The 10,406-nt window shown below is 70.0% G+C and carries 10 protein-coding genes; 6 read left to right on the top strand and 4 right to left on the bottom strand.

Translation table 11 applies throughout. From position 1 onward, the window contains the following. Positions 1 to 357 precede the first annotated feature (357 nt). Entirely contained in the window at positions 358 to 621 is a 264-nt protein-coding gene (locus J2W20_RS19090) for a type II toxin-antitoxin system prevent-host-death family antitoxin (protein WP_307008723.1), read from the top strand. A gap of 263 nt (positions 622 to 884) precedes the next feature. After that, complete coding sequence (locus J2W20_RS19085) at positions 885 to 1,175, top strand: hypothetical protein (RefSeq protein WP_307008722.1); 291 nt, start codon at positions 885 to 887, stop codon at positions 1,173 to 1,175. 37 nt (positions 1,176 to 1,212) lie between these two features. On the opposite strand, the gene J2W20_RS19080 is transcribed toward J2W20_RS19085, so the two are convergent. Beyond that, a complete protein-coding gene (locus J2W20_RS19080; protein ID WP_307008721.1) occupies positions 1,213 to 1,374 on the bottom strand; it encodes a hypothetical protein in 162 nt (53 codons plus the stop codon). 1,047 nt (positions 1,375 to 2,421) lie between these two features. After that, positions 2,422 to 2,658: a hypothetical protein gene (locus tag J2W20_RS19075; RefSeq protein ID WP_307008720.1), complete on the bottom strand. Its 237-nt coding sequence runs from the start codon at positions 2,656 to 2,658 to the stop codon at positions 2,422 to 2,424. On the opposite strand from J2W20_RS19075, the gene J2W20_RS19070 reads away from it, so the two are divergent. Continuing rightward, positions 2,657 to 3,142 carry a hypothetical protein gene (locus tag J2W20_RS19070; protein WP_307008719.1) on the top strand — a complete coding sequence of 162 codons (486 nt, stop codon included), beginning with the start codon at positions 2,657 to 2,659 and terminating at the stop codon, positions 3,140 to 3,142. The two genes, J2W20_RS19075 and J2W20_RS19070, sit on opposite strands and share 2 nt — an antisense overlap. A 627-nt stretch (positions 3,143 to 3,769) precedes the next feature. Here J2W20_RS19070 and J2W20_RS19065 read toward each other — a convergent pair. Then, positions 3,770 to 3,940 (bottom strand): hypothetical protein, encoded by a 171-nt coding sequence (locus J2W20_RS19065; protein WP_307008718.1) that lies wholly within the window; start codon positions 3,938 to 3,940, stop codon positions 3,770 to 3,772. An 810-nt stretch (positions 3,941 to 4,750) separates the two neighbouring features. On the opposite strand from J2W20_RS19065, the gene J2W20_RS19060 reads away from it, so the two are divergent. Then, on the top strand, positions 4,751 to 6,316 hold the full coding sequence (locus J2W20_RS19060) for a hypothetical protein (protein ID WP_307008717.1): 1,566 nt from the start codon (positions 4,751 to 4,753) through the stop codon (positions 6,314 to 6,316). A 331-nt stretch (positions 6,317 to 6,647) separates the two neighbouring features. Beyond that, positions 6,648 to 6,863: a DUF4190 domain-containing protein gene (locus tag J2W20_RS19055; protein ID WP_307008716.1), complete on the top strand. Its 216-nt coding sequence runs from the start codon at positions 6,648 to 6,650 to the stop codon at positions 6,861 to 6,863. 89 nt (positions 6,864 to 6,952) lie between these two features. Here J2W20_RS19055 and J2W20_RS19050 read toward each other — a convergent pair whose 3' ends face one another. Then, on the bottom strand, positions 6,953 to 8,185 hold the full coding sequence (locus J2W20_RS19050) for a DUF4190 domain-containing protein (protein WP_307008715.1): 1,233 nt from the start codon (positions 8,183 to 8,185) through the stop codon (positions 6,953 to 6,955). A gap of 134 nt (positions 8,186 to 8,319) precedes the next feature. On the opposite strand from J2W20_RS19050, the gene J2W20_RS19045 reads away from it, so the two are divergent. Then, on the top strand, positions 8,320 to 8,925 hold the full coding sequence (locus J2W20_RS19045) for a 5' nucleotidase, NT5C type (protein ID WP_307008714.1): 606 nt from the start codon (positions 8,320 to 8,322) through the stop codon (positions 8,923 to 8,925). Positions 8,926 to 10,406: the final 1,481 nt, after the last annotated feature.

Below are 10,406 nucleotides of genomic sequence, written 5' to 3'. Positions count from 1 at the left end.
GCGGCCGAGGACGCGCGGGAGCCGGCGGCGGTCCCCCCGTGGTGCCATGGTCGTCGCCCCTTTCAATGCCCCCTGAGGCGTCTCGCTCCGTCGGTTCCCCACCGTACGCGGGGAGCCTGTGCGGGTGCTATGCCCGGACACCCCCGTGACACCTGTTGCTCCCGCGCGTGAAGGAAAGAACGCCCGGCGTGCGGATGCCCGGCCTCAACGACCAGAGGGACAACCACCCGGACAGGGGAGGTGGGATCAAGATCGTGGACGCAGTGAGAGAGGAGCGGGGCGGGGGTGGCCCTGTTCGCGTTTCCGTCACTAGCGGCAGGGTGTCCCAGGAGGCCGATTCTCGTGCAGCATGGGTACATGGCGGAGATGAGCATCAGCGAGGCCGGGGCGAACCTTGGAGCCATGGTCGATGCCTCCCGCACGGCCCGGGCCCCGATCTTCCTCAGCCGGCGGGGAGTGCATGTGGCTGCCGTGATCGGCGCCGACGAGCTCCGACTCCTACTCGAAGCGGCCGAGGAGCTGGAGGACATCCGCGCCGCCGAAGCCGCCGAAGCCGGCCTCGAAGCGGGAACCATTCCGATCCCCTGGGATGCAGCCAAGGATGACCTTGGGCTTGCCTAGATCCCCTTTGACGGCCTGTGCCCGGAGTCAGGTGCTGCCGTGAAAGGAGGTGATGCACCGGAGCCGGTGTTGTCGCCGATCGAGACACCCCGTCCACAAGGTCCGGCAGCTGACCTTCCCATACCCGTCGCTGCCCTGAGCCGGGTCGTCCAGGCAGGAAGCGTGCCGCCGACCTGCAGGCTTTTCCCCGCGCAGCCTCTCTGCTAGCTCAGCGCCCGTGTCCTAGTCTTGCCTCAACACACCGCGAGATGGAGGGGGGATAGATGGGGCTTCTGACGCGGCGGCTCATCCCGCGCAAGGTCCGGCGGCTGGCGCACCCGGCGCGCGCTGCCAAGCGGGCGACGAAGAAGGCACTTATCCCGAAGACGGTACGCAAGGCGATGTGGGGCGTCCATGTAGCCGCGAACCCAGTCAGCTCGGCCGGCTACGCTCTCGAACGCTCCATCTTCTCCAAGCCCAAGAAGTCCAAGGGCCGCGCGGTGGTCTACCGGCACGGGTCCTGCCAAGCTAAGCCCCGCACTCCGGAGGCCGCCCAGAGGTGCCGGAACCGCTGAGCCGCCAGGTGCTCACGCGCGGAATCATCTGGCGTGGTCAGCCTCTGATGAAGCCGCCGAGGAAGATGAACAGCACCAAGAGAATGGTGAACACCAGGGAGATCGCCCCGAGAACCTTGCCGGCTGTCGCCTTTACGCCGAGCGCCTCTGCCTTGTTGGCCTGAGCGATCGCGAGCGGGCCGCATTGGACCGTGGCCAACGCCCTCCCTGTAGGCCTGTTGGTCGAGCATCTGCTGGCCGGACGCCTGCTGTCCCGGTGCCGGCGGCCAATGCCCTGACGACTCGACGCCGCTCTCTCAGATCAGGGAACAGCAGTCCGAAGCAACCCACGCCTCCACCGCTCGGGGGCATCCTCGCCGTGGACACAGACTCAACTCGATGCTTCTGAGTGCGGATGACGACATCGGGCAGAGCACCAAAGGTTCCTTTACTGGGACACGCATCCAATGCCCGCCAGACGCTCCAGACTCCACTCGAAGCCGCGAATCAGCTGGTCATGACCCTACTCATCAATGGTCTCTCTTCGAGGTTCTCGGGGCACGGCAGGGAGTTTCCTTGACGAAAAGGAGCGACGCCCGAGAGTGCAGGTCGCGGCCCCGGGTAGAACCGGGGCACCGGGTGGAGCGCGGTCCACGGCCGCCGCGACTGGACGCAGGATCGGAGCCATTCCAGATTCTGGTATGGCGCCGATCCTTCGTCCAGTCACCGTGCCTGCCCCTGTCCCATGTGCCGCGGGCATAGGTCATTCTTCAGCGGTTATTCCTGGGCGGTGATGATCTTATTTGCTGTGTCCGGCACGAAGATGCAGCCCACGAGGCCGAGTATCGCGCCGAACCCGCCCAGTGCCAGCGCAAACCGCAGATTGACACCGGCGAGCGAGAGGGCAAACAGCGGGAACAGTCCGGAACACCGGCCGCCGCCTCCAGGCACTCCTCGACCAGGACGGCGCCGGAGAAGGGCAGCCGCCGCGCACCGAGGAGCAGCACGGTATCCAGCTCGAGGACGGGCGCGTCATCGGCACCTGGCGGGGGGCCGCCGCCGCCAAGGGCGCCGCGACCCGCAGCGGCTTCACCGGCGAGATCGTCAAGCGCGCCGCCGCGTACACGCCCTGGGCGCGCCCGCCATCCCGCCGGCGCCCGCCTCCTCACCGACGCTGACGGCCGCGTCCTCGACGCCGACTGGGAGCAGGCCGACGCGGAAGCAGCCGGCGCACCGCGAGCGAGATGCCGGGGATGAGCTCCGCCAGTTACACGAAGAACAGGAAGCCGAAGAGATTGCTGAGTTCAGGCGCCATGGATTCGAGTCCATAGCCACCGACGACGATCACCGCTATCAGAACTGTGCCGAGCAGCCACATGGTCCCGTACTCGCTTCGGCTCGCGCGCCCGATGAAGACGAGGGCCTTCCGCCAGTACCGCTCGATCGCTTGGGCGATCCCCGCGTCGTACGGGGCTTGCCGATCCGAGGTCCCGCCGATCCCCATGGCATGCTCTGGTGCTCGCGGACCGACGGCGAGAGGGTATCCCCCACTGCCACCCCAGCACCAGCAGCCACCAGCCAACAACCGGAACCAACGCGGCAGCGCACCGAGCGTCGTCACCTATCCGTGGTGCCGCACACATGGAGGGCATGGAGCAGGCACCGGTCATGCCACCGGCATAGCGCACCGAGCTCGAGACGGCATACGAGGAGACGGCCCGTTCCGCCAGGCCCTCATCCTCGCCTTCCACCTCGACCTGGCCTCCGCGGCGATCGCCCTCGCCCGCCGGGTCCGCCAGGCCGTCATCGCCGAAGCCGCCGAGCCCGAGCTCTCCTCCGTCGCCGGTGCGGCCGACCTGGCCGAGCGCGCGCGCCGCAACCCGGGCAACGCCGGGGCCGCCGACCTCCACGCCGCCGCGGCCCGTCTCGAGCGCCACGCGCACCACTCCGCCGCCCTCGACTCCGAGCCCGAGCTCCTCGCCGCCTGACCTTCCCCCGCGCGCGGTAGCGCGGTAGCGCCGCCGCCGTGGTGTTCCGCCGCGCAGCCGGCGGGGTGTCCGCCCGGCGCTAGCCGCCACCCCGGGCCGTGTGGTCGAGTGGACCCGGCGGTGGGGTCGGCTATTAAGAAGGACTCGGGCTGCGCCCTCGTCCCTTCACGCTTCCGGGACCGCTGACCGTCTCGTCGTCCGTCGTGTTTCTCCGCGGAGCGGAGCTCCGTGTTGTTCTCCTGGGCCTGCGGCCCGCTCCCGGCCTGGCGGCCGTGAGCCTGCGCGCTCCGGGCGCAGGCGGCGCGCGTCCCGTCCCGTCCCGGCTCGTGGGTCCGTGGTCGCTGCGCTCCCGCCGCGCTGCGCGCGGCCGTTGCGTGGCCTGTCCCGTTCCGCCATCCCGTCTCCCGTTTCGTGGGTCTGGCCGCTGGGCGGCCTGCGCCGCTCCTCGCTCCGTCATCCGGACTGCCGCCTGGTCTGCTGCCCCTGCGCCGTTCCGGCTGCGGGTCCCGGTCCTCGTTCCGTGGCCCGTCGCGTTCATCTTTGTGTCCTTCGTGCGGCTGCGCCGCACGCGGGTACGGCCGGCCTGAGCGGCAGGCCCCATCGAAATTGGTCAGCAAGCTGCTGACCTCATTTCCGCTTCTTGTCCTGCGTCCGTGGTGCCCTGCGGGCGGCCGGTCCGTCGTGCGTCACGTCGTCCGTGATGTTCCCCTTCTCGCTGGTCCTCGTCTTGAAGGGCAGTGGGGGCTGCGCCCCCAGGCCGTGCGGCCCCTCCTCGTGCTCCTTCGTGCTGTCCGTCATGGGGTCCGGGCGCTGCGCGCCGGTGCGGCGTCAGCCAGCGGCTCCATGGTCGGCTCCTCTCTGCATCGCTGCACACACTCGGCGCCGATCCGGGACAACCAGTGCACCGCTGCACACCGATGCAGCGTCGACGGGACGGCGCCGACACGCAGGAGCCCATCACGATGCACCGGTGCGCCGACGGCCAGCACTGCACATCGCCTCCCCGGGCCGGAACGGCCCCACTGCGCAACCACGACGCGGCCCGTCACGGGGCACCAGTCCGTCCACCCGCCCCACTGCGCGCAGCGCAACCCCCGGCACCAGGCCGCACCCATCCACACCAGCCGTCCACCACCCCACCGGCGCGCAGCGCCCCACCCGGCCACACGGCAACCAGCGCCAACAGCCACCCGGCAACCACCCGCACGACTGCCGTCCGCAGGACGATGAAGGCCCGCCGCAGGCGACACCCCAGGCGACACCGCCCCGACAGGGTCTCCCCACCACCAGCCCCGAGGGGCGACACGCCGACGTCGTCGCATCCGGCCGCAGCCGCACACAGAGAGGGCAGGGGCCGCACGGCCCACAACCACACCACCGCAGACAGGGCCACGCCCGGCTCCGCCGGCGGGAGACGGCACGTCCGAAGACATGTTCGAGAACACACAGAACAGAGGGGCGGGCGTCCGGGAGCGGCTTCCGGGGATTCACGGGATCGGCCAGACAATTCCGGCGCCACGGATCGCGCGAATCCCGGACACGGGGTCTGTGGGGGTCCGGAGGCTTGTTTTCCGGGCCCAGGTGAGCGGTCTACGCATGTTCCAGTGCATGGAGCAGCGCATCTTCCGCCTCGCGCGCGTCGGCGGCATCGACACCAACCCCACCACCTTCGGCCAGCGCGCCGGGACCTTCGCCTCCGCGGCGACCAGCGGCGGCGCCGCGACCCTGCTCACCCGGCGAGAGCGCTCCGGCCTGAACGGGTACCTGATCCTGCCCGCCTCCTCGCTCGGCTCCAACGCCCCGCTGCACCTGGCCACCACCGTCGGCGCCCGCGCCGAGGAGGCCTCCCTGCCAGAGGACCTGGGCGACACCCCGGTCGTCGGAACGCTCGTCTACCGGCACTCCCCGGCGCTGCGCGACCCGCAGGCCGGCATCGACCCGACCGAGCTGCCGCGGCTGCTGGCCAACTCCATGCCCGAGGGAACCTGGGTCGCCGTCACCCTGCGCCGTCCCCGCGACCGGGAGCGGAAGCACTACACCGCCTGGCTCGCGCACCGGCTCGGCACCGCCGTCCCCACGCACCACTCGCTCTCCCCGAACGCCGTCGCCGTCACCATCACCGCCGGCGGCTCCACCCGCGACGAAGTCCGCTCCCTCCTTTCCCAGGTCACCGCCGGCCTGCCCGGCTTCGACCTCGACTCCCAGGTCCGCTTCGCCCCGCGCCACCACGGCGCCGTGCTCGGCCTGCCCGCCGGGGTGCTGCTCGCCGTCGCGACGATCTTCGGGCTGCCGCTGCTGCCGGCCCAGCTCGCCGCGCACATCCCCTCCTTCCTCCCCCAGGCGGTGCTCGGCCTCTCCGCCGCCGCGGTCCTGGCCGGGCTCGCCGCCCTCTCCGGGAAGCTCCGCTCCCCCGACGCCAGGCAGCGCGAGCGGCTCGCCTCCGCGACGTTCCCCGTGCCGGCCTCCCGGCTCGGCAGGCCGCGCCCGCCGCGCAAGGAGCACACGGTCAAGGGCCACACCAAGGTCAACGGCGAGAAGGTCCCCTTCGAGCGGCTCGTGCGCGCCTTCGACGGCGACTACCCGCTCGCCCCGTCCGCGTTCCTCGTCGGCCCGAACGTCATCGTCGGGATGGTCTCCCCGCACGCCGGGGCCGTCTCCGGCGCCGCCGCGACCAAGGCCCGCGCCACCCCGCCGGCCATGCACGAGCGCATCGGGCCGATGCTGGGCACCAACGACGACGGCGACGCCCACCTCTCCGCGGACGCCATGCGCTTCGGCATCGCCTGCCTGGGCCAGCCCGGCTCGGGCAAGTCCCTGTTCGTCCGCTCCCTGTTCGGCTGGCACTGCCTCGAGCGGGTCAGCCCCTCCGGGCGGCCCGGCCACCCCGGGGCGCAGAACACGCTCATCGCCTTCGAGAACAAGGGCGACGGCGCCGGCAAGTACGTCCGGTGGGCGCACGCCCTTGGGGACAAGGTCCTCACCGTCGACGTCGCCGACCGGGCCACCCCGGCGATCAACCTGTTCGCCATCCCGGGCGACAACGCGGCCAAGGCCGTCTTCTTCATCGCCATATGCGCAGTCTGCCGCCCAATCGGGAACCATTGCGGCGGCGCAGCGCCTGTGGTGCGAGGAGCGATCCTTCAGAGTGCACGTCACCTGAGCATCGATCGCTAGATGTTGGCCATGGCCACACGCACGGCGGTCCATCTATGGGAAAGACGACGCGCTCGAGTGCGGAGAGGGCCCCGCTTGATGTAGTGTTCCGTCGATGGGCGACGGGTGCCTTGGGCTCAGCGGGCTCAGCCCCTTGGTCTCATGGGCTCTGGCGACCGAGCTGATTGGGGCTGCGTGGCTCGGCCACGTCCTCGCCCCTGCTGTGGATGCCCCGGCGCGGAAGGCTGCCGAAGTCGCCGTTTACCCCGACCCTGCGCCCACCAGGGCGGGTGAGCTCGCCGGGCAGCAGCCGATTCCACCTTTCGCCGGCCGGTCAGTGCACACTAACGGGATGGCGATCGCCTCGCTCATCGTGGTGTTCTTCAGCAGCCTGATCGGTATGATCCTGGGCTACGTCGCTTTGGCCCAGATCAAGCGCACCGGCGAGGGGAGCCGCGGAATGGCTTTGGCGGCCGTGATCATCGGCTGGGTCGCCACGGGAGTGGCCATCATCGTCGTTGTAGTCGTCTTTATGGCTCCATCGGGCACGTCTCATTACCGGTACTGACACCAACCTCGCAGGGCCGCAGACCCGTCCAGGTCTGCGGCCCTTGGCGCCCGCGCCCCTGCTTCGCGGGCCGGGCCGACGGGATCCTCTCAGCCGCAGGTGACCTTGTTGTCGCCAGGCTCGCGCGAGTTGCTCAGCACCCGTCCGTAGAACGGGGTGCCGGCCGTCTGCTGGCACGCGGCGACCTGGCTGGAGGTGGGGCTGTAGACGGCGTAGACGTAGGCGCCGCCGCTGTTCGCGGTCGAGGGGCCGAGGAAGTCGCGGCAGCTCAGGTCCGTGCGCATGTAGGAGGAGCCGGGGTGGGCGGCGAGGAGCCTCTGGACCTCGGCGGGGTCGGTGGCCTCATGCCAGGCGGTGCCGTAGACGACGATGGCGGAGTCGTCGCAGGACGGGTACGAGATCGGGGTGGCGAGCCCGAGGTCGCCTGGGGAGGCGAGCGAGGAGGCCGTCCCGCTCTCCCACAGCGCGGTCGGCTCGGTGAACGTCTTGGCCGCGGTGGTGATGGTGACCGTGCCCGGCGTGTACGTGTAGACGGTGCCGTCGTTGGCGGTGGCACTGAAGGAGCCCGAGCCGGACTTCGCCGGGAGGGTGACGTTGCCGCCGACGTCGCTGGCCATGCTGATCATCGTCAGCGAGCCGTCGATCGAGCACAGCGCGCCGCGGTAGGTCGCGGACTTGGCCAGCCACACGAGCACCCCGCGGTCCTGGCAGTAGGCCTTGTCGGGGCTGCTCGAGGGCGTCGATGACGCGGGCAGGGCCGCTCCGTCCGGCCCTGTGCCGGCGGAACTGGATCCCGGCGCGGAGTACGAGGGCACGGAACCGTAGGTCGGGGCCGAGCCGTAGGTGGGCATGGACCCTGCAGCCGGGGCGGAGTAGTACGGCTGAGGAGTGCTGCCGTAGTAGGGCGAATACGTCGCCGCCCCTCCCCCGTACCCGGTCGTGGCGCTCTTCGCCGCGTTCTGGGCACCCAGCGCCGCCACCCAGACCGCCACAAGCACCCCGACTAAGCAGAGCATCGACAGGTAGGAGATCCACAGCCCCGCCAGGGCGAGTCCCCTCCCCCGCTCCCCGGTCCGCTTGATCTGGCTCAGCGCCACATGGCCGAAGATGATCGACAGGAGGCTGACGAAGAAGGCCAGGACGAACGAGGCGATCGCGAGCCCGTTGGTCCCCGGCTGCGGCGCGTACTGCTGCTGCGGCGGGTACTGCTGGGCTGGCTTGTACTCGAGGCGCTCCTGCGGCGCAGCGGCTGGGGGCCGCGGCGGAAGCGGTATCGGCGCCGTGTCCGGGCGCCGCTCAGCCTCGATCTTCTCGTCGTCCATGGTTCCCCCAATGAGTCTGTGGAGCGCCTGCCCTGCGGCCTGCTAGCGGAACTTTAGGGGCCGCGGCTTGCCAGGACCAGTGACTAAGCTTCCCGCCTGCTGTATGACGGTGGGCCGCCGTCCAGCGGGCGGACATGACGGGGACATTCATCGCGGGCTCCCGAGCACTGACCGTCCAGGGGCGACAAGAGATTCGTCATTTCTTCAGTGGCATCCGGAGCCGTCTCCAGTGGGGTCCGGAACAGCTCCAGCTGGACCCTGCCTACCCGATCGTCCCGGTCGGCCAGCAGCTCGACTACGACCACCTCTGCGGACCCGGCGGAGACCGCGAGCTTCTGCGCACGGCGATGAACATGGAGGGCCTCTACCGGAACCTCGAGCCGATGCCCGGGGCCGTGGACGCTGCCCTGGCGATGGAGGATGCCGGGCTGGACGTGTTCTTCTGCTCGACCCCGTTCGCCACGCACGCGACCTGCGCCTCGGAGAAGCTCGCCTCGATCGAGGAGCACCTGGGCGCCCGGTGGGTTCCGCGGGTGATCCTCACGCACGACAAGACCCTCGTGAAGGGCTCGGTCCTCGTCGACGACAAGCCGGGGGTGCACGGGGCCATGGAGCCGGAGTGGACGCACCTGGTCTTCGACCAGTCGTACAACCGCTGCCTCGTCGACGCGCCGCGCCTGCGGGAGTGGAAGGACTGGGAGCAGGCGATCTACCCGCTGCTGCACATGGCCGCCGTCTGACCTGCAGACGCACAGGCAGCCTTCGAGGGCCGCTCCGAGCGATCGGGGCGGCCTTCCTCTTTGCGTCCCGGGGGAAGAATCTGCAGTTCGCGCGAATCCTGAACGCGTCCGGAATGCAGATCGGGACCTTCAGTCCACCGCGCAGAACGGGCCCGGAAATGCGGAGTACGGGGAGCCCGGGGCATTCATGTGCTACCCCTCGTCTCTACCCGTACCGTTCCTCAGGGTAGCACATGGGGACAAATCGAAATCTCTCACGAGTGCCATTCCCGTTCCACCCATAATCACCCGTTCCACCCCCTGTTCCACCGGGCGGTGGAACGGCTTTTGCCCCATTTTGGCCCGAAATCATGCGGATCGCGTCCTCGCCGGGGGCCCCGTTCCACCCATTCCACCTGGGAGGATAGGCCCTCTATGGGAGAAGAGTGGGTGTGTTGTAGGAAGGGAGGAACACACTAGGTCTCCCCCTATATATATCTCTCTCTTTTAGGTGGAACTGGTGGAACGGGGGGTATATAGGGCCCTCCTTCCCAGCAACGGCGCGGAAATCCCCGTTCCACCTCGTGGTGGATCAAGGGTGGAACGGGTGGATCCACGCGGTGGAACGGCCGAAAGGCCTCGTCGCCGCACACATGGCCGGCATGAGCACCTACACCCGCCAGCCCAAGGGCATCCGAACCGGTGGCCGGTTCGCCACCTCAGTCCGCTCCGAGCCCACCGCATCCCTGGCTCCGGTGTTCTCCCCCGACGGCGCCTACCGCCGCATGACCGCCAAGGGGGCCGACCGGGTGGCCGCGCGCAGCGCAGCCCACCGGCTCCTCGAGTCCGTCCGCTCCTCGGGGCAGCCGGCCCGCATGGTCGGCACGTCCCGGATCGACGATGCGGCCGCCGGATGCGTCCCGCGACGACGCCCTCCTGAACCAGGCGTTCGACGCCCTCATGGCGGAGAAGCGCAATTCCCCGGCCACGTGGATCCCCGCACCGTAGGCTTCGGCATGGCCAGGACGATGCTCCCACAGCACCGGTCCCGAACTGGGCCGCCGGCCTGGGCTGCGCATCCTCACACCGAGCCGTACACGTCCACGGCATGACAATCCCGAGCAGCGCCCAGTGCTGCCCTCGGCAGCGCCTCTGGACATCGCTGGGGGCTCGTCGCGCAAACCGGAAGCTCTCAAGCGGCGGCTTGAGAAGCGTCTTGCCCTCATGGACGCCCGGCGTGCGTGAGATGAGAGACGAGCCTTTGCCACATGCGGGATCTCTCAACTAGGCTCGAACGCGTTGGGCCCGGTACCACCCCGGATGAAGCCCTTCTACCGCTGCCTCCGGCCTCCACCGGGCAGAGGGCCACCAAGGCCCCCGCCCGGACCAACGCACCACCCGCAGCCTCGGCCTCCACCGGGCAGAGGGCCACCAAGGCCCCCGCCCGGACCAACGCACCACCCGCAGCCTCGGCCTCCACCGGGCAGAGGGCCACCAAGGCC

The sequence above is a fragment of the Sinomonas atrocyanea genome, assembly GCF_030812675.1.
GTDB lineage: Bacteria > Actinomycetota > Actinomycetes > Actinomycetales > Micrococcaceae > Sinomonas > Sinomonas atrocyanea_B.
This window is presented reverse-complemented; position numbering and strand designations above follow the sequence as displayed.

What these genes read in the sequence shown, in the direction of transcription:
- J2W20_RS19090 (WP_307008723.1), top strand. Translation starts at nt 358, where the DNA reads ATGGCGGAGATGAGCATCAGCGAGGCCGGGGCGAACCTTGGAGCCATG.
- J2W20_RS19085 (WP_307008722.1), top strand. Translation starts at nt 885, where the DNA reads ATGGGGCTTCTGACGCGGCGGCTCATCCCGCGCAAGGTCCGGCGGCTG.
- J2W20_RS19070 (WP_307008719.1), top strand. Translation starts at nt 2,657, where the DNA reads ATGGCATGCTCTGGTGCTCGCGGACCGACGGCGAGAGGGTATCCCCCA.
- J2W20_RS19075 (WP_307008720.1), bottom strand. Translation starts at nt 2,658, where the DNA reads ATGGGGATCGGCGGGACCTCGGATCGGCAAGCCCCGTACGACGCGGGG.
- J2W20_RS19065 (WP_307008718.1), bottom strand. Translation starts at nt 3,940, where the DNA reads ATGACGGACAGCACGAAGGAGCACGAGGAGGGGCCGCACGGCCTGGGG.
- J2W20_RS19060 (WP_307008717.1), top strand. Translation starts at nt 4,751, where the DNA reads ATGGAGCAGCGCATCTTCCGCCTCGCGCGCGTCGGCGGCATCGACACC.
- J2W20_RS19055 (WP_307008716.1), top strand. Translation starts at nt 6,648, where the DNA reads ATGGCGATCGCCTCGCTCATCGTGGTGTTCTTCAGCAGCCTGATCGGT.
- J2W20_RS19050 (WP_307008715.1), bottom strand. Translation starts at nt 8,185, where the DNA reads ATGGACGACGAGAAGATCGAGGCTGAGCGGCGCCCGGACACGGCGCCG.
- J2W20_RS19045 (WP_307008714.1), top strand. Translation starts at nt 8,320, where the DNA reads ATGACGGGGACATTCATCGCGGGCTCCCGAGCACTGACCGTCCAGGGG.